Here is a 23,505-nt window from a genome sequence, read left to right on the forward strand (position 1 = left end):
AATTAAAGATGGAGGATATAACTATGAATTATGATAAAAAATTAATTAATCGTATTAATCGAATACAAGGGCAACTAAACGGAGTTATTAAAATGATGGAAGAAGAAAAAGATTGTAAAGATGTAATTACTCAAATCAGTGCATCAAAGAGTTCTATTCAACGTTTGATGGGCATAATTATTAGTGAAAATTTAATAGAGTGTGTAAAAGCAGCCGAAGAAAACGGAGAAAACTCTCAAGAATTAATTAACGAAGCAGTTAACTTATTGGTAAAAAGTAAATAATGGATATTGTTACCATGCTTATCATGTTACTTATTGGAGTATTCGGCGGTTTTATATCCGGTCTAGTAGGTGTAGGTGGTGCTATCATTATTTATCCAGCTATTTTATTATTACCACCATTATTTGGGGTCCCCTCTTATAGCGCATACATTGCCTCAGGACTTACTTCCAGTCAAGTGTTTTTCAGTACTTTAAGTGGCTCAATAAAAGCTCGTAAAAAACAAGAGTTCTCATCACTATTAGTATTTCGCATGGGCGGAGGTATGATCATCGGGAGTATGTTAGGTGCTCTTTTAGCAAATTTATTTGATGCTAAATTCGTAAATACAATATATATCATTATTGCTTTATTTGCATTGATATTAATGTTTGTTAATGTTAAACCTAGTTCAGGTCAAACCTCGCTTAATAAACCTTTATTGATAATTGTAGGTTTTTTTGTAGGCATCGTTTCAGGCATTGTTGGAGCAGGTGGAGCATTTATTATTGTCCCGATATTATTAGTTATATTTAAATTGCCAATGAATACAGTAGTTGCTAATAGTATAGTGATTGCTTTCATATCCTCAATTGGCACATTCCTCATTAAACTTATACAAGGTTATATACCTATTGAAGACGCTTTATTTCTAATAATAGGAAGTGTTATCTTTGCTCCGTTAGGTTTAAAACTAAGTAAAAATGTTTCTAACTTTATTCAAAAAATGATTATTAGTATTTTAATTATTTTTGCAATTATTCAAATTGCTTTATAAATATGAAGAGATATATCAACGAATAATGAAATTGCTAAAAAGCTAATTTATTTGTTAGACACAAAGAAGACGACTATGATGTTAAAATATCGCGTCATAGTCGTCTTTTCCAATATATTTAATTACTAATCAAGTCATGAATCGTCTCATCATCTATATGAGTTATGTCGCTATTAGGGTTTGCTGTATTGATAATTTTATTTTTGTGTTTAATTAAAAGATCTTGTACAAAGTTTCTAGCCCATCGCCCGTTAGATTTTTTAGAATCTTCTACATTAGAATAGATGCTAATAACTTTTTCTCTTAATAATTGTTCGTTAAATGTCCATTCTTCTTTTTCGAGGGTTAAAATTACAATATCTGCAACTTGTTGTGGCGTATAATCTTCAAAATGTATTTCGTAAGGAACTCGGGATTGAAGACCTTCATTCGCTTCAATAAAGCGTTTCATATCATCTTCATAACCAGCAAAAATTGCGATAAATTTACCTCGATTATTTTCTAATTCGGTTATAAGCGTTTCAATCGCTTGCTCACCAAAATCATTTTCATTCGAGGAAACTAATTGATAAGCTTCATCTATAAAGAGCACGCCTCCCATAGCATGATCCACTGCTGTTTTAGTGTTTTTCTCTGTATGACCGATATATTTACCAATTAATCTGCTTCTATCCGTTTCCACTAAGTGTCCTTTAGACAGAATGCCTAATTGACCGAATATTTGAGATACTAACCTTGCGACTGTAGTCTTACCTGTACCAGGTGATCCAGTAAAAATCATATGGTAATTACTATTAGGAACAATTTGCCCTTTATCTTCAAGCATTTTATTAAATTTAACTTCATTAATTATTGCGCTTACAGTTTCTTTTACGGAATTTAAACCTACTAAGTTATTTAATTCATCTATTAGTTTTTGTAAGGATTGGTTTGAGTCGTTATCTTGATTTAGGAATATTGCTAAATCTTCGTGAGTAATTTCCATTAATGCATTTTCATCTTCATAGTCTCCACTTTCGGCAATTCTTTGCATTTGTTGAGAGGTTAATTTTTCATTAAAATTCCTTACCCAACGGCCATTACTATTATCAAAGTTACGATTATATTCGCTAGACATCGCTCTATAGTACTCGTTCAAATCGAAGTTGTATTCATTCTTATATAAAAATTTAACTCCAATTTCTTGTAATTGTGGTAAATTATAATCTTCGAAATCAAATGTATGAGGTATTCTAGAAGCTAATCCTGGATTTGAATTTTTAAACTCAATCATTTCATTAGTATAACCTGCAAATATAATCATAATTTCATTTCTATGATCTTCCATAAATTTTAGGATTACATTGATAGCTTCTTGGCCAACACCTCTATCACCTTCGTTGCCAACTAACGTATATGCTTCATCAATGAACAAGACACCACCTAGCGCATCTTTTAAAATTTCTTCCGTTTGAATAGCTGTTTTACCAATAAATTCAGACACTAAATCTTGTCTACTTACCTCGATAAAAGAATCGCTTTGGGTTACTCCCTCTTCATATAAAGCTCTTGCAACTAAACGAGCTACTGTAGTTTTTCCGGTTCCTGGATTACCGACAAATAATGAGTGCATCGCTGGAGAATTTCGTTGTAACCCTTTTTCTTCTTTAACTTTATTTATTTTAGCAATATTTATAAATTTCTTAATACCATCTTTAACCGTATCTAGACCAATGAGTTCATTTATTTCATCAATTGCTCTTGTGAAATTTTGAGTATTTTCTGTTTGAGTATTTGAGTTAGTTATTGATTCATTATTTATATAATATTCGTTGTCCTCAGTGGAGTAATCATTTTCAATATAGGATTCGGAAGTTTGATTATAAGGGTCAGAAGTATGATTATAAGATTCAGTTGTTTCAGTATAGTTGACTTCATCCGCGAGTGTTTCTCCTGTAGTTGAATGGCTCATTTGTTTTGAAGGTAAATTTATCACATTAAAGCCTTCTCCAACTGCATCTGAAAAGTCATCAACATTAACCCTGTAGCCATTAACATTATCAGTGTGTATATCATTTAAAGATAAATACGATTCCCTTACTAACGCTTTAGAATGACCTGATATAACAGTTAACCCTTTAATGAACGCTTGGCTATCGTTTAATATATTAATGTCATTTTCTTTCCTAGGATTATCAAAATATAGTCCTGCAATTTGTGCCTTACTACTTTTTTGAACACATAAAAATCCTTTTAACATATTCTCTTTCATTTCTATGTAAGAATTTTGATATACCATAATCGTATCTAATAAAGAATTTATTATTAAAGCTTTTGAATTAGAGTTTATAAATATATCTGAATTTGTTTCTGTAGAAAAATAGTTTTTAATAATAGTAACATTTTCAATTTTTATATTACTAAATTCAGTAGCTATAATAGAACTTGCTTGAGGATTGGTTTTGATAATAATATTTCTTAAAGTAACATTGCAGTTTTCAAATTCTAATGCATATTTTAAATTGTCACTAGCATCGATAGTTAAATTTTCGATAATAATATTACTATCTTTACCTCCCATGCTAGTTTTCAGAATTACATCTTCCGGATTATTTTCTCCTCTAAATGTGATTCCAAAATTATCAATATCCACGATATTTTTATAAATATGAGGCTCTTTACCCATGTTTTCAAATACTACTACACTATCATTTGGAACATTCGCTTCATCTATTAAATGAGTAAAACTAATTCTTCTAAACCCTTTTCCCACGAGGATTGGTTTCTTCATCTTATACGACTCCTAACCTAATTTTTTTGCCAGTGAATATAAATAGATAATTGCTATAATACCTAAAAAACATGAGAATCCCCATACAAAGTAATAGAACATATATTTAATTATTACTTTAATAACTAGAGATTTTATTCCCATTTCACTTAAATCTTTTACAAAGCTTGAACTACTAATAAGTTTATTTAGTAAATGATCCACGACACACATTAAAAATGGGAATAATATAAGATTTAGTATAACCACGACCCCATATGCACTGAGTCCACCCATAAGAGAGAAAAAGGCAAAGAATATTAATGAAATTATGCCTCTTTGAATCCATTTGCCCGTCGAATCAAGTTTAAATATATTGAGAAAATTTTTCACAAATGAATTTGAACTCTTTTCTGAAGAGGCACCAAAGTTTTCCGTACCAAACTCTGTATTATTATCATTTGTGTGAGCACCAAATGATGAACTAGATTGATAGTCAGTATAGGACGCATTAGAATTAGCTCCAAACTTGTTAGCTAAATCTTCATTACTATTTTGAGTATGATGACCATAGCTCTGATTTTGTTCTAAATTATCATTAGTTTCTTTTGAATCATCATGGAATTGATTATTTTGATTATTATCTGTTTTTGTGTAAGCTCCGAATTTTTTTGTATCCATCTTAGCATCCATTCCTTAATTAAAGATTGTCAAATTCTTTCTTTTCTTTTTCTTTCTTTGTTTTATACTCATCTGTGTCTTCGTATTTCTTAATCTTGCCATCGGATGTGTCTTTATCAAGAACGATTTTAGTGTTTTTAGGGACCTCAGTAATCAACATGTTTGAGTAGCCGATTAAACTTCTATTTCCATTGAAATCATATACGCCTTTTGCGATTCCAGCATATGTTTTACCTTTAAAATTAAACGGCTCTATAATTACAATATTCTTCTTAGGAAAATCAGTACTAGCGAGCATAGTGTCATAACGTGGTTTCCAAATATCTTTAGAATCAATATCCAAATCATCTTCTGGAGCACGGTAATACCCAACTATTTCATAATCTTCAGAAATTAATTTATCATTTTTAGTGTAATAAACTTTCTTTATTCCCTTAGGACTATGAGGTATACCTAAGTCTTCTTTTTCAATTAAATTATCGTTTTTCTCTTTAATATTTATTTTTAATAATTTTTCAAATTTTCTATGATTTTCACTTATACTATTTTCAGACAATTTACTAAAAGTGGTTCCTTCAGGTAATTTATCATCTACTGAATCCGGGCTAAATGTATACTTAAATCCTTTATTGTCTTTTATATTAAAAACTCCATCTATATCAAAATCATTTAGAATTTTTTCAGGGTTGTTTTGAAAATATTTGAATTGTTTTTCATCATTTGTTTCAGCGTATATACCTTTATAATTTAATTTATAAACTAGATGTTCTTTCCCATCATTAAATACATCACTAAAAGTTGTTTCTTTCATTTCTTGTTTATGAGATACACTTTTATTATTTTCTTGTTTGCTAGTGCTTTCTGATTTATTCGTGTTATTGGTTTTATTATTCTCATTTTCGTCTTTATGTGAAGAACATGCACTTAAAATTAGAGCAGAACTTAGAATTCCTATAGCTAATTTTTTCATATTTTCCTCCTAAAATATTTATTTTGAATGATTTATGTAGAGACTTTAATAATATTTTCGATATGTGAAATTTTGAATGATTTTAAAATTAATCATATGTAAAAAAGTGAAGACGACTATAACGTATTACTAACACGTTATAATCGTCTTCTTTAATATATTATTAGCTTATTTATAATTATTTATTATTTTTTGAAAAACGATTAAATGTTAATAATGATCCGGCTGCTAATAATACTGAAGCAACTAGCGTGATTAAAGTACTGTTTGAAGTTTCACCTGTTGCTGGTAATTCTTTAGCATTTGATTGTGTCATTTGGTTGATATTCTCTTCACTAGATTTATTAGTCATTGTAGCGTTATCTGAAGTTTGTGAAGGTTGTTGGTTATCTTGTGTCATAGCTTGGTTATTATTCACTGTGTTATCTGTAGCTTGTGATGATTCGTTAGTATTATTTTGATTTTCAGCAAATTGATATTGTCCGCTTACATGGAAATCACCTTCATCAACAGTACCTTTATATCCTGATTGAACTTCGACAGTACCATCTTTATACACTCTTACTCCTCCATCACCAACGCCAGACTTATTATTAAAATCGAAGAAGTAGTAATTTCCTTTATCTTTCGCACTATGAAAATCAATATTTTCTGGAGCGTCACCATCTTTCTTCATCACATCAGATGCAATATTCATAGCATTATTTGCATTGACTTCGCTTTCCGCCGCATGTGCATTTACCCCAGTAATTAATAATGCACCTGCTAAAGTTGTTGCTCCTACAATTTTCGTTGCTTTCATCATAACGCCTCCACTTAAAGTATATTTATATCTCTTCAAATCAAACATGTAATACACCTAAAATAATATCAAACGCCGAAGACACATCATGTCTATTTAGACGTAAATTATATAAATATTTTGCATAAATAATGTAAATGAAAGAAAAAGAAGACTACAACGTAGACGATACGTCGTAACCTTCTTAATTATTTTTAATTATTGGTTATTTTTTGAAAAGCGTTTAAATGTTAATAAAGATCCAACTGCTAGTAATACTGAGGCAATTAGTGTTACTAAAGTGCCGTTTGATGCTGTTTCACCAGTTTCAGGTAATACTTTGGCATCTGCTTGTGTCATTTGCTTTGTTTGTTGTTCATTAGCATTATGATTAGCTACTGCAGTATTATTCATAGCTTGTGTTTGTTGTTGGCTATCTTGTGTCATAGCTTGGTTACTAGCATTATTGTTTACTGTATTATCTGTAGCTTGTGCAGGTTGTTCATTATTTTGAGCCATACCTTGATTATTAGAATTATTGTTTACTGTTTGGTTTGTAGCTTGTGATGATTGAGTAGCGTTATTATTTGCTTGAGTTTGATTACCATTCAAATAATCTTTACCTTCTTGAGGAACTTTTATATCTACCCAGTTACTATTTTTAGCATAATCTAAATTATGTTTTACATATTCTGCGTAACTCTTATCATAACTATTGATTGAAGTAGGTCCGCCACCTTCTCCTCCATGATTTGGATTTGCAAGTCGACCTTTTAGCATTTCATCATGTTTCTTTTGCCATTTTTCAGGAGTAGCTAAAGTAAGTGTTTCTTTATCTTGTGAATCTGCATGTGCTTCATTAAAATGAGTCGCACCAAAGCCTGTAAATAATAATGCGCTAGCTAAAGTTGTAGCTCCTAAGATTTTCGTTGTTTTCATAAAAACGCCTCCAATTTAATTAGTATTCACCTATTTGAATATAAAAAGTAATCTTGATGTACGCTTTGATAATACCAAACAAGCGTGACACATCATGTCTATTTACATAAAATAATTAACTTATTTTAGTTTTTAAACATAAAAAAATTCCCTAATCTCGTAAAAGATAGGGAAATTAATAATTTTAATCGATTTAGTTTTTATAAAAAACTTACTCTAGCTACATTCAAATTTTTAACTATTCTCAACCGCTTCGCTTTTATTAAATAACAAGATAAATATCCATATTAGTGCCAATATATCTATTATTGAAAAGAAAGTATTAGCTAAACTAATGTTTTGATAAATACTAGCTATTGTGGCGATGATAACAAGTGATATAATCACCACTTTGATTACATTAACAATCATTGATAAAACCTTATTTCTACTATTTTTCAAAAATGATGATGTAGCATATATCCATATTAAAAGACATATACTACACGTTATGTATGTACTGAATGAAATACCACCGTCTTTAATCACCCAGTTAAATAAATTTACAGCAAAATCATGACTATGATGTATATTATCATTTTTTACACTATTAATAGTATATTCAGCAGTAATGCCTTGCACTATTAAAGACATTCCATTTATCAAAAAGTATAATAATCCAAATACTAACATTATGAAAGTATTACTGTTTATGTATCCAATCTTAGGTTTAAATTTAATAAAGATATATATAGGTATAATCAATCCCAACAAATAACTTATTCCTTTAGTTACGTGGTCGAAGCCATAGTACCCTTTTAAATGTGAATAGTAAATTAACGCATCATAAGTTGAACTCACACTCTTAGTTGGTGGATATAGTATACCTTGAATAACAATACTCATTAATAGCCAAAATACTATCAATACAAAAATTGAAATATATGTAACCTTTGCGTATTTCTCTAACTCTCGCAAATCCTCACCTTCTTTCTAATTTAGTTGTTGTTATATAGATATTTATTCATATAAAAAGAAGACTTCTAACGTGAGAAATCTTCTTTGATTAAACTTAGTCATTTAACCCATCTTGAATAAGACGAAGTTCTTTTTGTAATTGAGCTGTACGTGTTTCAATTTCTTTTGTTAAGAAATCGATTTTTTCATTACGTTTTAATTCTTTTGGAATATCTGATGGATAGATAGGTTTACCAAATTTAATTAAGGCTTGGCCTGTGATTAAGCCTTGTAATTTTTTTGGACCTACGTATGCTGCTGGTAAAATAGGTGCTTTACCAAGTAATGCGATGGTTGAGGCACCACGTTTTAAAGGTGCACCTTCAACAGATGTACGATGTCCTGCTGGGAAAATCCCTACAGTTTTATTTTCTCTTAATAAATTCACTGGGCGTTTTAACGTACTTGGTCCAGGATTTTCACGGTTTACTGGAAATGCATTTAAAGACGTTAAGAATTTACCGAACCATTTGTTATTAAATAATTCTTTTTTCGCCATATAATGAATTTCATTTGGGTAAAGTGCGACACCTAACATAATAACCTCGTTATAGCTTTCATGCGTACATGTTACTACATACTTATTATCTTTAGGTATGTTCTCTTTACCTAATACATATAAAGATTTAGCCATTTTCACTAAAATAATATCTAAAAATCCACTTACAAATTTATACATTTTTTGCCACCTGCTTCTTGTTTTCTACGCTTTCTTGATTTTATCACTATCCACATTTTTGAACAAGATTTCACAAAGATACATCTAAAGTCTGATAGTACTTTACTAGCAAATTTTCCAAAAAAAATTCATAATTAAGGTAATAATTTATTTAATAATGGAGGTTTAAAATGTCTGACTACAATCAAGATAATCAATCAGCACATTTCAATTACCAACAATCTCAACCAAGGAAACCTAAATTCCCATGGTTTAAAACTATCTTGGTCGCTTTAATTGCAGGGATTATCGGCGCATTATTAGTGTTAGGTGCAAGTAAAATGTTGGGAATGTTTGGCTTAAATGATAATGGCTCACAAGTTCAAGAAGCGACTAATAGTAAAGGTGGCAACGTGCTTGATGGTAAAAGTGAGAAATATAAATCCGTCAATGCGATGATTAAAGACGTGTCCCCTGCTATTGTAGGCGTGATTAATATGCAAAAAGCTACTAGCTTCAATGACTTATTACAAGGTAAATCTTCTTCTAAAGCTGAACAAGCTGGGGTTGGATCTGGTGTGATTTACCAAAAGAATGATAATTCAGCTTATATCGTGACTAATAATCACGTAATTAGTGGTGCTTCAGAAATCAAAGTTCAATTACATAGTGGTAAGCAAGTCAAAGCTAAGCTCATTGGTAAAGATGCGGTATCAGATATTGCAGTATTAAAAATTGATAATACTAAAGGAATCAAAGCAATTAAATTTGCCAATTCTTCAAAAGTTCAAACCGGAGATAGCGTATTTGCGATGGGTAACCCGCTCGGCCTAGAGTTTGCGAACTCAGTTACTTCTGGTATTATTTCCGCAAATGAACGTACGATTGAATCTAATACAACTTCAGGCGGTACAAAAGTTAATGTACTACAAACTGACGCTGCAATTAACCCAGGTAACTCTGGTGGTGCACTGATTGATATTAACGGTAACCTAGTCGGTATTAACTCAATGAAAATTGCTGCCGAACAGGTGGAAGGTATCGGTTTTGCAATTCCAAGTAATGAAGTTAAAGTTACCATAGAACAGTTAGTGAAAAACGGTAAAATCGAACGTGCATCAATTGGTATCGGCTTACTAAACTTAAGTGATATTCCAGATTCATATAAGAAAGAACTCAATACTGATCGTAAAACTGGCATTTACGTTGGAAAAGTTGATAGTTCAAGCGATTTAAAAGTTGGCGATATCATCACTAAAATTGACGGTGAAAAAGTTGAAGAAGATACTGATTTAAGAACTTATTTATATCAAAATAAAAAACCAGGCGAAACTGCTAAATTAACAGTGGAACGTGACGGTAAAACAAAAGAAGTTACAGTTAAATTGAAAAATCAAAAATCCACTTCTATAAATTCAGAGTCATCATCTAACTCAGAATTTGGTAGTAATGGTAGTAGTCAATTTATACAATAATATCAATACAGAAAATGCACATCTAGCTATATTTCATAGCCTGATGTGCATTTTTATTATTTTGCTAAATCTTTTCTTTTATGAGTAAGAAAGAGTGATGGAATCACAATAATGATTAATGCGATGACTGACACTAAGAAACCGGCATGGTATGCCGTAAGATTATTTTCAACTGAAGAACCTAACTGATGAACTACCATTACTAAGATTGTAGCAATAAAGGCAGTACCGAAACTTGAACCAATATTTTCAATCATATTTACACCTACGCCCGCTTCGGCAATTTCATTATCATCAAGTCCCATGTAAGCATCAGTAGTTAATCCTAGATTAATACCCCCCTACGCTACATCCACGAATAAATAAAATAAGCGCTAACCAAAGTATACTGGTATGTTGAGTAATCACTAGTAAAGGAATTGAACCAAACATTACGATAACTAAGCTAATGATAACAACCCATTTAGCGCCGTATTTGTCGATGGCTTTACCTATATAAGGACGTGTAAGAAGCATACCAAGTCCTTGAGGAATAAGTGCCAACGCAGCACCAATTGCGGTATAGTGCTTAAAGGTTTGGAAATATAAAGGTATGATAACCATAGGTCCCATTATACCTACATTAAATAGAAACAAACCGATAAATGAAGCGGTATAATTTCTTTTCTTAAATAAAGATAATGGTAAGATAGTGTCATTCTTTTTATTACGGTTATAAAGATAATAAATAATCACTAAACCGAGACCTACGCTTACATAAATGATAGTTTCAGTATTTAGAAAATGATGATAATCGGTAGCTTTAGTCAACCCATAAATAAAAACCAAACTTATCAACGCGAGAACTACGACACCTATTACATCGAGTGATTTGTCCTTATTAAATGGCTTAAAATTGGGTAGAAATTTAATTTGTAGCATGATGGCTATAACCACAACCACTATATTAATAAAGAACATCCATCGCCATGTAGCATAATGAATAATAAAACCGCCTATGACTGGACCGAGTATAGGGCCTAATATCATAGGCGTACTCACAATTGCCATGACCTTCCCAATATGTTCCTGTCCTGTGGTTTTAATTAACAGACTAAACATAACGGTAGTTATAATGCCTCCACTTAATCCTTGAATAACTCGAAATAATATAAATGTTTCAATATTCCAACTAACACCTACAAATAATGAAGCTACGCCGAACAATATAGAGGCACTAATAAAAACTTGTTTACCATTAAAATGATTAATTAACCATCCAGCAACTGGAATTATCATTGCTAAGGCAAGTACATAACCTGTAATCCCCCATTGAACGCTATCTAACGTTGTCCCAAAGGTTTGGTTAAGTTGTTTAATTGCTATATTGATCATTGTAGAATCAAGCATTGGTGCTATAGCTCCAAGTGCAATAGCCCATGCAGCCGTCATAGTTGATTTTGAAAGTTGAGTATTATCTGTATCTGTCATAAACTTACTCCTTAATATTGTTTCTTCGTCAACAAAATATACTCTCTTTTTGTTTCCTTGTCAACAATAATAAGATATAAAAAATTCCCAACTATAATTTAATTGGGAATTTTAATACTCTAGAATGACAATTACCCATGTTCAAGAATTTATGGAATACGTTGTTCAACTTGAATTTGATGATCTAAGTGTTGATTATATCTATTAATAAAAGCCATCATATTATCAAATTCCTCATCAGTCATACTATCAAAAACTTCTTGATCCCGTTGTTGAAATTGTTGATGTAATCGTGAATGCGTTTGATAAACTTCTTTACCTTTATTAGTCAATTTAAAGTAAATCTCTTTTTTATTTTCTTCACTTTTAAAACTTTCCACGAGTTCTTTTTGTTGGAGACGTTTAGTCAACTTACTAATAGCACCACGTGTCATATAAAGTGTATCTGCTAAATAACGTACATTAGGCTGATGATATTCAGCAATTGCTTCAATACAATGGACTTCGCTCGGTTTATAACCTTGTAGCGCTTCTTCCATCTTATCCTTGTTAAGCCATCCAATCTTATTAAATAAATCTCTGAAACTACTCATAAGTATTTCTTCTTTATTTTTAGCCATCTTATCACTCTTTTAATTATGAAAATTAAGTCTATTATAACCTACATTCATCATACGTTTTGATTTGTTAAAAGTTAATCAATATAAGAATTATTTGTAGTTAACCATAAAGTATTTTTTCTTACCGCGACGGATGATTGTAAATTCATTGTCAATTTTATCAGCTTCACTTAGTTCATAATCTACTGACTGTTGGCGTTTACCATTAATATAAATCGCGCCATTATTAACATCTTCACGTGCTTGACGTTTTGATGATGAAATACCTGTTTCAATTAAGGCTTCAATAATATTTGTTGTTTCAGATGATAATTCGACTTGAGGTACATCTTTAAAGCCTTCTTTTAGTTCTTGCGCAGATAATGATTTTAAATCACCACTGAATAATGCCTGAGAAATACGAATAGCATCGTTTAAAGCATCTTTACCATGGATAAATTCAGTGACATTTTCAGCTAAGGCTTTTTGAGCTTCACGTAAGTGAGGTTGTTCTTCTTTTGATTGTTCTAAACGATCAATTTCTTCTTTATCTAAGAAAGTAAAGTATTTTAAGAACTTAATTACATCTTCATCAGATTGGTTAATCCAGAATTGATAAAATTCATATGGACTAGTTTTTTCAGCATCTAACCATACTGCGCCGGATTCAGATTTACCAAACTTTTTACCGTCTGACTTAGTTACTAATGGAATAGTTAAACCGTAAGCTTCAGTTTGACCGTACATACGACGCATTAATTCAATACCACTCGTAATGTTACCCCATTGGTCAGAACCACCTACTTGCATCTTACAATTTAATTCACGGTTTAAGTAACCGAAGTCAATCGCTTGTAAGATTGTGTAAGTAAATTCTGTATAAGAGATACCGTTTTCTAAGCGTGATTGGATTGAATCTTTACCTAACATGTAATTGACGCCGACATGTTTACCGTAATCACGAAGGAAGCTAATTAAAGAAATTTGACTTAACCAATCTCTATTGTTAACTAATACTGCGCCTTTATCAGTCCCAAATTCAAATAATTTATGCATTTGTGCACTGATACCTTGTACATTTGCTTCAACTTGTTCTTCAGTTTGTAATACACGTTCTTCAGATTTACCTGAAGGGTCACCAATCATGCCAGTGCCTCCACCAATAAGAACGATTGGACGATGACCATGTTCTTGGAAACGACGCAATGTCATAAATGGTAATAAATGACCAATATGTAAACTGTCAGCCGTTGGGTCAGCGCCACAGTATAATGAGATTTGTTCTTTATTTAATAATTCTTCGATACCTTGCTCATCAGTTTGTTGGTAAATTAACCCTCTCCATTGTAATTCTTCTAATAATGCATTATCCATATTCAATTCCTCCTGTGTAATTTATAAGATAGTTAATATATTAATTTTCAGAAAATAAAAAACACCCTTACATCGCTAAACAATGTAAGGGCGCTTGTGCACGTTACCACCATACTTAAACAACTACTCAATTCATCGTAGTTATTCGCTCTCTTAATGATACGTTCATTAATTAAACGTAGGATAATACCATTGAGGTGTATTCATATAAAAGCAATTGTTAGTTTACAGCCACCACTAACTCTCTATAAATCACAGATATACTACTTCTCCTCTTATCCAATATATATTGAATTGGTATTAATTATAAGTAACACTTCATTAAAAGTCAACTTACCGAATATGATATACTATATTTAAATTTCAGGAGGATTAAGATGAACGACAAACTAGCCAATTATAAATCAGATAACAAATTAAATCGTTTTGAAAAAGTCTACAAACGAATTAAGTATATTCTTGTGGGCTTATTTGGCGTTGGCTTATTTATTACACTGATTGCCTTTGTAGCATCGGTCGTTTATTTTCATTCCTTAACGCAACAAGCTTCTCAACTATCTGATAGTGAATTGAAGGAAAGGGTCTTACACTTTGCAGGTGATAATGTATTAAATCACGATAGCAAGAATGTCTTACAAGAGTATGACCAATCTGAAAACTCTTTAATTGTAGGCCCTCATCACGTTAGTCCTAATGTTATAAAAGCGCTCACTTCATCTGAAGACACATTATTCTTCAAACATAATGGTGTTCTTCCAAAGGCGTTAGTTCGCGCTATGGTTCAAGATGTATTCAATTTAGACCAAAGTACCGGTGGCAGTACGATTACGCCACAATTAGTGAAAAACCAAGTTTTATCTAGTAAAAAGACTTATAGTCGTAAAGCAAACGAACTTATACTCGCTATGCGTCTTGAAAACTTATTATCAAAAGATGAAATTATTTATACATATTTAAATATCGTTCCTTTTGGCCGTGATTATAATGGCAACAATATTACTGGAATAGCCTCTGCTTCTTACAGTTTATTTGGTATGCCACCTTCTCAATTAAATGTGGCTCAGTCGGCCTATCTTGTTGGATTATTGCAAAGTCCTTATATGTATACGCCGTATGATATGGATGGTAGTTTAAAATCTTCTAGTGAAGTTCAAGTAAGTATTCATCGTCAACATTATGTATTAAAGAGAATGTTAATTGAAGAAGTTATTAGTAAAAAAGAATATGAACAAGCTAAACAATTTAATATTTATAAGCATTTACTTACTAACCCAAATTTAAAGGGTAATGCTAAACAATCAGCATAAAATATGGCGACATATCTCTCACCTTTTTTCAAAATAAAAAAAGTAGTAGAGCTTATCACCCTACTACTCTTATAACATATTTTAATTAGAATAAACCTACAGCGTGGCCGTCATCTGTAACGTCCATGTTTAATGCTGCTGGTTTTTTAGGTAAACCAGGCATAGTCATGATTGCACCTGTTAACGCTACGATGAAACCTGCACCTGTTTTAGCTTCTAATTCTCTAATAGTGATATCGAAACCACTTGGTGCACCTAATGCTGTGGCATCATCACTAAATGAATATTGTGTTTTTGCCATACAGATTGGATATTTGCCCCAACCGTTATCAGTGAATTCTTTAAGTTGTCTTTTAGCTTTTTTACTGAAAGTAACTGAAGAACCACCATAGATATCTTTAACGATTGTTTCGATTTTTTCTTCTAATGATTGATCTAAATCATATAAGAATTTGAAGTCGTTTGGTTGTTCGATAACTTCAAGTACTTGGTTAGCAAGGTCTACGCCACCTTTACCACCTTTTTCCCAAACTTCAGTTAAAGCGATACGTACATTATTTTCTTTAGCCCAAGCTTTAACCGCTTCAGTTTCAGCGTCTGTATCGTGAATAAACGCATTTAAAGCGATAACTGGTTCAACGCCGAATTTACGGATATTGTTAACGTGACGTTCTAAGTTCACAATACCAGCTTTAACTGCTTCAACGTTTTCTTCTTTTAAATCATCTTTAGCTACGCCACCATGCATTTTAAGCGCACGAACTGTTGCGACTAAAACGACTGCTGATGGTTCAAAGCCTGCTTCACGTGCTTTAATATCGATGAATTTTTCAGCACCTAAGTCTGAACCGAATCCTGCTTCTGTAACTACGATATCTGATAAATCACGAGCAGTTTCAGTTGCTAAGATTGAGTTACAACCGTGTGCAATGTTAGCGAATGGTCCACCATGAACTAATGCTGGTGTGCCTTCGATTGTTTGTACTAAGTTAGGTTTAATAGCATCTTTTAAGATCATTGCTAAAGCACCTTCAACTTTAAGGTCAGCAACTGTAACTGGTTTACGATCACGTGTATAACCAATTGTAATACGGCTGATTTTATCTTTTAAGTCGTTAATATTACGTGCTAAACATAAGATAGCCATAATTTCTGATGCAACAGTGATGTTAAATCCGTCTTCACGTGGTACACCGTTTGTTGGTCCACCTAGACCTACTGTAACATGACGTAACGCACGGTCATTCATATCTAATACACGTTTCCATTCGATACGACGAACATCGATACCTAGATCATTACCTTGGTGGATGTGGTTGTCAACGAATGCTGATAACGCATTGTTTGCTGTTGTAATGGCATGGAAGTCACCGTTAAAGTGTAAATTAATATCTTCCATAGGTAACACTTGTGCGTAACCGCCACCTGTAGCGCCACCTTTAATACCGAAAGTTGGTCCTAACGCTGGTTCACGTAAAGCAACCATAACGTTTTTATTTAATTCATTAAATGCATCAGCTAAACCTACTGTTACTGTTGATTTACCTTCTCCGGCTGGAGTTGGGCTCATTGCAGTGACTAATACAACTTTCCCTTTGTTTTCTCTAGGTTTAACTTGATTAATATCAATCTTCGCTTTGTAATGTCCATATTGTTCAAGTGCTTCTTCTGGAATTCCAGCGTTTTTAGCAATTTCTCCAATTGGTTTTAGTTCTGATTGATTAGCAATATCTAAATCTGATAAATGTGCCAACTTATTTCAACCCCTTGTAAATATTAGTTATTATTTTTATGTAAGAATGAGATTGTGACAAATTCAGTTAATGTCTTAATCTCTTCTTTAAATCTTACATACTAATAATAACTAACTATGAAAGCGATGTCGAATTTTTGAGAGCGTTTCCAATGATTTGTGTAAAATTTAACTAATTTTAGTAGGATAATTACATAAAAAAGGAGCGACGACAAAATCTTATTTAATTTCAAGATTTTATCGTTACGCTCCTACGATTGTTATTAGGAATGAAAAAGTATATTTATGCTTTTTCAAGTCAGCCTATTGCTGTCGAATTATTTAGTTGTACCTCTATATTCAATTCTATGAGGTAAAATAACGTTTGGTTCTTCAATTTCTTCATCATTCATATATTTAGTTAATAAACGCATGCCTACTGCACCAATGTCATATAATGGTTGGATGACACTTGATAATTTAGGTCTAACCATTTCTACTAAACGTGTATTATTAAAAGTAATAATTTGCAAGTCTTCTGGTACTTTAACTCCAGCGTCTAAAGCACTGTGCATAATTCCTATAGCCTGTTCATCACTAATAGATAGAATCGCATCAGGTAAATTATCTTTGATTTCTTCAAATACTCTAATACCATCTTTATAACTTTCTGAACCTGAAAGTTGAACGGTATCATTTAATTTAAGTTGATGTTGATTTAATACTTCTTTCAAGCCACTAAGTACATCATCTTGTGCTTTTTTAGAATAATCACCACTTACTAATGTAAACTCTTTCGCACCAGATTGGATTAACTCTTCGGTAATTTCCTTAGCTGCTTCTTTAAAATCAATGTTTACGGAAGCGATGTTATCATCTTTACCATTAGTGCCTGATACTACAACAGGTACTGATGATTGATTAATTAAGCTTTTAATTTCATCAGAAATAGTACCGCCTAGGAAGATAATGCCATCCACTTGCTTACTTAATAAGTTATTAAAGATTTCTTTTTCTTTTTCAGGATCATTATCTGAATTTGAAATAATCGAATGATATTTATACATTGTCGCAATATCTTCAATACCACGCGCTAATTGAGAATAATAAATATTAGAAATATCTGGAATAATAACGCCTACTGTTGTCGTACGTTTACTAGCTAGTCCTCTTGCCACAGCATTAGGTCTATAATTTAATTTTTTAATTACATCATTAACCTTTTTACGGGTTTCAGGTTTCACGTTCTGGTTACCATTGACTACTCGTGAGACAGTTGCCATTGACACTCGAGCTTCTCTAGCAACATCATATATAGTTACTGTCATAATTTCCTCCTTGTAAGCGCTTTAGTATCTATTATAAAGTGTTTTCATTTTATTTTCAAAGTTTATCATAAAATCTATTCGTACGAAATACGTTAATTATTAATTCACATTTATGTCAATATTTTACGCTAAATAATTGTTTTAGTCGCAAACTCACTTATGTCATAATTAAATTTAACTAGATTTATATAATCAAATTATAGTCTTCAAACTATAGAAATAGAAAATAGCTATCCATTTTCCCAGAAATAATAGTATAGAACATTTATCTCTTTCAGTAAAATGAATAGCTTGATATTGGTCATTATAATAATTTTAGCGTGAGTTATTTTAATTTTTTTGAATTATATAATTCAGCGAGTGGCTTTAATTCACTATAAAATTCATTAAATTCATTTAAATCCATTTGTTGGCCACTATCACTTAGTGCTACTGCTGGATTCGGATGAACTTCTGCCATTACTCCGTCTGCGCCTACTGCTAGAGCTGCTTTAGCTGTTGGGAGCATAATATCTTTACGACCAGTACTATGTGTCACGTCGACCATAACAGGTAAGTGTGTGCCTTGTTTTAGGATTGGTACTGCTGAAATATCGAGGGTATTTCGTGTCGCTTTTTCGTATGTACGGATACCGCGTTCACAAAGAATAATATTTTTGTTGCCTTGAGATGCAATGTACTCAGCAGCAAATGTAAATTCTTCAATAGTAGCTGATAAGCCCCGTTTTAATAAAATAGGTTTATTGGTACGTCCTGCTTCTTTTAATAATTCAAAATTTTGCATGTTACGTGCCCCAATTTGGAAGACATCTAAATAGTCATCTGCCACTTCAAAATCTGCAGGATTAACTATTTCGCTGACTACATTTAAACCAAATTTATCTTTTACATTCTTCAGTATTTTAAGTCCTTCAACACCTAAACCTTGGAAATCATACGGAGAGGTACGTGGTTTAAATGCGCCACCGCGAATGAATTTTTCTCCTTTAGCTTGTAAATCTTTTGCTACAGCATCTACTTGTTCTTGAGATTCAACTGAACATGGGCCAAATACAAACGATTTATTGCCATCTCCAATTATTCCACCATTGTCAAATTTAACTATTGTATCTTCAGGTTTAAGTTTTCTAGATACATATAAATGTTTTTCATGTTCTGATTTCTGTAAATCAGTGGAGGCTTTAAATATCTCTTTGAATAATTGTTTAATGACATTATCATTAAATGGACCTTGGTTACGATCCATTAGATGATTAATCATCTCTTTTTCGCGTTGTGGGTCATAAACTTTTGTACCTTGTTTAATCTTCTCTTCGCCAATTTTTTGCGCTAGTTCCCCTCTTATAGAGAGTAAATCTAAAATTTGATTATTAATAGAAATGATTTCATTTCTATATTGTTCTAACTTTGTTGACACTACTGCTCACCTCAATAAATTTTACTTACTTATTTATATTACTTTAAAGCGATAAAATAATTATATTTAGATAATATTTTAACAATTACATTCCGAATGTTCAACCGTTCAACGCATTTAGTTTTCAGAATTTTGAGAATTCTATCTTTATATAAATCTTATTTTACATTAAAAATTGAAAAAAGAGCAATGCAAATTCAATCGCATTGCTCTAAATATTAGTTATTAATCATTAAACGTACGTTTGTCTATTTTACTTTTAGCTTTTTCAGTTCTTTGTTTTTGCTTAGCTGTTTTATTATTTTGAACATTTTTCTTATTTTGAGTTTTTGGTTTGTTACTATTTGATTGTTTATTGTTTGATTGAGATTTAGTCTTTGATGCTTGATCTTTAGTATCATGAGTAACGACACCATTGTCAAATTTAGCTGAAGAATGTGCTTGATTATTCTTAGATTTAGCTTCACCTTTGTTAAAATCTTTTGTTTCTTTTGTAACTAAATTTGGCACTTTTTTATTAGTAGATTTCGCAATTGGTGTTTCTGCTAATAAAGATTTTGTTTTACTAGCTACTGATTTATCATTGCTTAATTTTTCTTGTTTAGCTTTTGCTGCTGAAGCTAATCTATCAGCAGATGATTGTTTAGCATTTCTTGGTGTTTCATTAGTTACTGATGGGTCTGCTAAGTTATTTTCAGCTGCTTCTGTTTTCACTGCATTTTGTTGTGCAGTTAATTCAGATTTGCTTACCTCTTTTGAATCTTTAGCATTTTGAGTGTTATTTTTAGTAGTTGTTTCTGCTTTAGCTTCTTGAATTTCTTGCGCTTGTGGTGATTGATCTGCTAAATCATCTGATGTTTCTGCTTTTATTGCATTTTGTTGTGCAGCTAATTCTGTAGCACTTGTGTCATTAGAATTATCAGTTGTTGCTTCCGCTTTAGCTTCTTGGATATCTTGTGCTTGTGGTGATTGATCCGCTAAATCATCTGATGTTTCCGCTTTTATTGCATTTTGTTGTGCAACAATTTCTTCTGCGCTATTCTCTTGATTATCTTTTTGGTGATTATTTGATTCTGTTGCTTCTGCTTTAGCTTCTTGAATTTCTTGTGCTTGTGGTGATTGATCCGCTAAGTCACTAGATGTTTCTGCTTTTATCGCGTTTTGTTGTGCAACAATTTCTTCTGCGCTATTTTCTTGGTTATCTCTTAAATGACTATTGTCTGTTGTTGCTTCTGCTTTAGCTTCTTGAATTTCTTGCGCTTGTGGTGATTGATCTGCTAAATCATCTGAAGTTTCTGTTTTAATTGCATTTTGTTGTGCTTTAAGTTCTTCAGAAGAAACTTTAGCATCTTTTTTATTTCTAAAATCTTCTATTTTTTGTTTAACATTTTCAATGCTACCTTCAGCTTGTTGTTTAATATCGTTATAACGTGTTCTAAACTCTTCTTCTTTTGCTTTAGCTTGGTCTACTTTTTCTTCCGCTTTATTTTTATAAAATAAACCGACTGCAGAACCAATTAAAGCACCTGTTATAAAGCTAACTACAAAGTCTTTACGTGAGCTATGAGAGCTATTTTTATGTTGGCTATATTGAGAATGTTGAACATGACTACTGTTTTGTTGATTTACACCTTTACCATGTAAATCTTTACCAGTATTATTTGTTTCCATCTCATCTCTATTGTAATGTTTTGTATTTAAGCCTTGGCGTGCTTTTCCATTAACTTGGTTAACGCCATTATCACGTAAATCTTCACCCGTGTTATTTGTTTCAAACGCATCTCGGTCGTAATGTTTTGTGGCATTTGACTGTGCTACATCATCTTGTTGGTTTGCGCCTCTACCATGTAAGTCATTGCCTGTATTATTTGTTTCGAATGCATCTCTATCATAACGTTTTGTGGCATTTGACTGTGCTGCACCATCTTGTTGGTTTGCGCCTTGCCCATGCAAGTCGTTGCCTGAGTTATTTGATTCATATGCATCTCTATTATATTTCTTACTCATGCTAATTCCTCCTATAAGAAATGCACTTAAACAAGTACAAACCTCATTTAAGTGCATATGTTTAAATCGTATTAAAAGTTTTTATCTACGTTAGTAGTATAATTCTGTGTTGAATGATTTGCATCATTACCTACAGAACCACTTCTGTAGTTTGCACTTCCTCTACGGTAGTGTCTATTTTGCCATTTGTCAGCAATTTCCATTGCAACATTTGACCATTGAACTACTTGAGAAATCTTATCTTCATTTTGAGAAATGTTGTGTGTAATTGAGTTAGTTACACGATCAACTGAACCATTTAAAGTTTGAACTGAGTCGCCGATACCTTTAACACCATCAACAACTGAATTTAAACGTTCAACTTTGCCTTGGATATCCTCAGTTAAGCGATTTGCTTTGTGAAGTAAATCCGTTGATTCACGAGTAATACCTTGTATTTGGCCTTCAACACCATCAAGTGTTTTAGCCACGTGATCTAAATTCTTTTTAACTGAAAGTAAAACCACTACGATTCCAATACATAATACTAAGAATGCAATCGCGGCAATAATTCCAGCAATTGGTAAAATCCAATCCATTAAAAACGCCTCCTAATTAGCTTTTAATATAAAAGTCATTAATTATAAATACCCAGCATATTTATATATAAACATATTAAAATTCATTTGTCATGCCGACTTTTTCTTCGTAGGCACGTTGAAGTTTTTGAATGTCTCCTGCGCCCATAAATAAAATTACGGCATTTTCAAATTCTTCTAATACGTCAATATTATTTTCATCGATTAAAGTAGATCCGTCAATACGATTTATTAAATCTTGGATAGTTAATTCTCCATTATTTTCACGAATTGAACCAAAAATCTCACATAAGAATACTTGGTCAGCTTTACTTAACGATTCAGCAAAATCGTCTAAGAAAGCTTGTGTTCTAGAAAATGTATGCGGTTGAAAGACAGCTACAATATCTTTATTAGGGTATTTCTTACGTGCTGTTTCAATTGTAGCACTAATTTCTCTTGGATGGTGAGCATAATCGTCTACAAGTACTTGTTTAGACACAAAAGTTTCATTAAAGCGACGTTTTACACCACCGAATGTTTCAAGTGCTTCTTTAATGTTGTTGACGTCCATTTTTTCTAAATAACTAATTGTAATCACGGCTAATGCATTTTGAATATTATGATCACCGTATTGAGGTGTTAAGAAATGATCGTAATATTCTCCATCAATATAAACATCAAATTCTGTACCTTTATCAGTGATTTGAATATTTTCAGCGTAAACGTCGTCTTTATTATTTAAACTGTAATAATAAATGGGTACGTCTGCTTGTAATTTTCTTAAATGTTCGTCATCGCCCCATGCAATAATTGCCTTTTTAACATTGTGCGCCATACTTTGGAAAGCACTTGCTACGTCATCTATATCTTTAAAATAGTCTGGATGATCGTAATCAATGTTAGTCATAATCGCATAATCAGGGTGATAACTTAAGAAGTGACGGCGATACTCACATGCTTCAAAAGCAAAGTAATCACTCGCTGGTAATCCCATACCAGTACCATCACCGATTAAGAAAGAAGTCTTTTTGTCTCCGTTCATAACGTGAGACAACAATCCAGTTGTTGAGGTTTTACCATGTGCGCCAGTTACGGCTACAGATGTGTACTGATTAATAGCATGACCTAAGAAATCATGGTAACGAATAATATCTAATTTTAATTCATGAGCTTTAACGATTTCTTCGTGTATATCAGGAAACGCATTACCTTGAATAACTACCATGCCTTCTTTAATATTATCAGCACTAAATGGTAGAATTTTAATTCCTTTATTTTTTAATGCTACTTCTGTAAATACATATTTTTCAATATCTGAGCCTTGCACTTCATGCCCTAAATCATGCATGATTTGTGCTAAAGAACTCATTCCTGCACCTTTTATACCAACAAAATGATAATGCGTCATATACATAAACTCCTT

General features: G+C 32.0%; 19 protein-coding genes and 1 pseudogene. 4 read left to right on the top strand and 16 right to left on the bottom strand.

Annotated features, from left to right (window positions below; genetic code table 11):
- Positions 1-23: 23 nt before the first annotated feature.
- Positions 24-284, top strand: a complete 261-nt coding sequence (gene cstR, locus HS848_RS05990; protein WP_198611593.1) for a persulfide-sensing transcriptional repressor CstR — start codon at positions 24-26, stop codon at positions 282-284.
- Entirely contained in the window at positions 284-1,039 is a 756-nt protein-coding gene (locus tag HS848_RS05995) for a sulfite exporter TauE/SafE family protein (RefSeq protein WP_198611594.1), read from the top strand. The genes cstR and HS848_RS05995 overlap by 1 nt, the downstream gene beginning before the upstream one ends.
- A gap of 118 nt (positions 1,040-1,157) precedes the next feature.
- Here HS848_RS05995 and HS848_RS06000 read toward each other — a convergent pair whose 3' ends face one another.
- From HS848_RS06000 to HS848_RS06030, 7 genes are all read right to left on the bottom strand, one after another.
- Positions 1,158-3,809, bottom strand: a complete 2,652-nt coding sequence (locus tag HS848_RS06000) for an AAA family ATPase (protein ID WP_198611595.1) — start codon at positions 3,807-3,809, stop codon at positions 1,158-1,160.
- A gap of 12 nt (positions 3,810-3,821) precedes the next feature.
- A complete protein-coding gene (locus HS848_RS06005) occupies positions 3,822-4,469 on the bottom strand; it encodes a zinc ribbon domain-containing protein (RefSeq protein WP_198611596.1) in 648 nt (215 codons plus the stop codon).
- 19 nt (positions 4,470-4,488) lie between these two features.
- Entirely contained in the window at positions 4,489-5,439 is a 951-nt protein-coding gene (locus HS848_RS06010; protein ID WP_198611597.1) for a hypothetical protein, read from the bottom strand.
- A 178-nt stretch (positions 5,440-5,617) separates the two neighbouring features.
- Entirely contained in the window at positions 5,618-6,241 is a 624-nt protein-coding gene (locus HS848_RS06015) for an LPXTG cell wall anchor domain-containing protein (RefSeq protein WP_198611598.1), read from the bottom strand.
- A 198-nt stretch (positions 6,242-6,439) separates the two neighbouring features.
- Complete coding sequence (locus HS848_RS06020) at positions 6,440-7,159, bottom strand: LPXTG cell wall anchor domain-containing protein (RefSeq protein ID WP_198611599.1); 720 nt, start codon at positions 7,157-7,159, stop codon at positions 6,440-6,442.
- A gap of 234 nt (positions 7,160-7,393) precedes the next feature.
- Positions 7,394-8,116 carry a hypothetical protein gene (locus HS848_RS06025; RefSeq protein WP_198611600.1) on the bottom strand — a complete coding sequence of 241 codons (723 nt, stop codon included), beginning with the start codon at positions 8,114-8,116 and terminating at the stop codon, positions 7,394-7,396.
- Between the two features lie 94 nt (positions 8,117-8,210).
- A complete protein-coding gene (locus tag HS848_RS06030; RefSeq protein WP_198611601.1) occupies positions 8,211-8,834 on the bottom strand; it encodes a lysophospholipid acyltransferase family protein in 624 nt (207 codons plus the stop codon).
- 170 nt (positions 8,835-9,004) lie between these two features.
- Here HS848_RS06030 and HS848_RS06035 point away from each other — a divergent pair, with 170 nt between their 5' ends.
- Positions 9,005-10,288, top strand: coding sequence for a S1C family serine protease (locus HS848_RS06035; RefSeq protein WP_198611602.1), 1,284 nt, complete (start codon positions 9,005-9,007; stop codon positions 10,286-10,288).
- A 56-nt stretch (positions 10,289-10,344) separates the two neighbouring features.
- Here the strand turns inward: HS848_RS06035 and HS848_RS06040 are convergent.
- The 3 genes and pseudogenes from HS848_RS06040 to tyrS all read right to left on the bottom strand — a co-directional run bounded on the left by HS848_RS06040 (position 10,345) and on the right by tyrS (position 13,731).
- Positions 10,345-11,758: pseudogene (locus HS848_RS06040) on the bottom strand (MDR family MFS transporter).
- Between the two features lie 149 nt (positions 11,759-11,907).
- Complete coding sequence (locus tag HS848_RS06045; RefSeq protein ID WP_198611603.1) at positions 11,908-12,378, bottom strand: MarR family transcriptional regulator; 471 nt, start codon at positions 12,376-12,378, stop codon at positions 11,908-11,910.
- 90 nt (positions 12,379-12,468) lie between these two features.
- Positions 12,469-13,731, bottom strand: a complete 1,263-nt coding sequence (gene tyrS / locus HS848_RS06050; protein WP_198611604.1) for a tyrosine--tRNA ligase — start codon at positions 13,729-13,731, stop codon at positions 12,469-12,471.
- Positions 13,732-14,108: 377 nt separating this feature from the next.
- On the opposite strand from tyrS, the gene HS848_RS06055 reads away from it, so the two are divergent.
- Entirely contained in the window at positions 14,109-15,038 is a 930-nt protein-coding gene (locus HS848_RS06055) for a transglycosylase domain-containing protein (RefSeq protein ID WP_198611605.1), read from the top strand.
- Between the two features lie 85 nt (positions 15,039-15,123).
- Here the strand turns inward: HS848_RS06055 and HS848_RS06060 are convergent, their stop codons facing one another.
- The 6 genes from HS848_RS06060 to murC all read right to left on the bottom strand — a co-directional run bounded on the left by HS848_RS06060 (position 15,124) and on the right by murC (position 23,490).
- The gene (locus HS848_RS06060; RefSeq protein WP_198611606.1) at positions 15,124-16,791 is read right to left on the bottom strand and encodes a formate--tetrahydrofolate ligase; all 1,668 of its coding nucleotides are present in this window, start codon (positions 16,789-16,791) and stop codon (positions 15,124-15,126) included.
- Positions 16,792-17,108: 317 nt separating this feature from the next.
- Positions 17,109-18,098 carry a catabolite control protein A gene (gene ccpA / locus HS848_RS06065; protein WP_198611607.1) on the bottom strand — a complete coding sequence of 330 codons (990 nt, stop codon included), beginning with the start codon at positions 18,096-18,098 and terminating at the stop codon, positions 17,109-17,111.
- 325 nt (positions 18,099-18,423) lie between these two features.
- The gene (locus HS848_RS06070) at positions 18,424-19,515 is read right to left on the bottom strand and encodes a bifunctional 3-deoxy-7-phosphoheptulonate synthase/chorismate mutase (RefSeq protein ID WP_198611608.1); all 1,092 of its coding nucleotides are present in this window, start codon (positions 19,513-19,515) and stop codon (positions 18,424-18,426) included.
- Between the two features lie 225 nt (positions 19,516-19,740).
- Positions 19,741-21,522, bottom strand: a complete 1,782-nt coding sequence (locus HS848_RS06075; RefSeq protein ID WP_232806073.1) for a coiled-coil domain-containing protein — start codon at positions 21,520-21,522, stop codon at positions 19,741-19,743.
- A 71-nt stretch (positions 21,523-21,593) separates the two neighbouring features.
- Positions 21,594-22,100 (bottom strand): DUF948 domain-containing protein, encoded by a 507-nt coding sequence (locus tag HS848_RS06080; protein WP_107505912.1) that lies wholly within the window; start codon positions 22,098-22,100, stop codon positions 21,594-21,596.
- Between the two features lie 76 nt (positions 22,101-22,176).
- A complete protein-coding gene (gene murC / locus HS848_RS06085) occupies positions 22,177-23,490 on the bottom strand; it encodes a UDP-N-acetylmuramate--L-alanine ligase (RefSeq protein WP_198611609.1) in 1,314 nt (437 codons plus the stop codon).
- Positions 23,491-23,505: the final 15 nt, after the last annotated feature.

It is taken from the genome of Staphylococcus caledonicus (assembly GCF_016238465.1).
GTDB lineage: Bacteria > Bacillota > Bacilli > Staphylococcales > Staphylococcaceae > Staphylococcus > Staphylococcus caledonicus.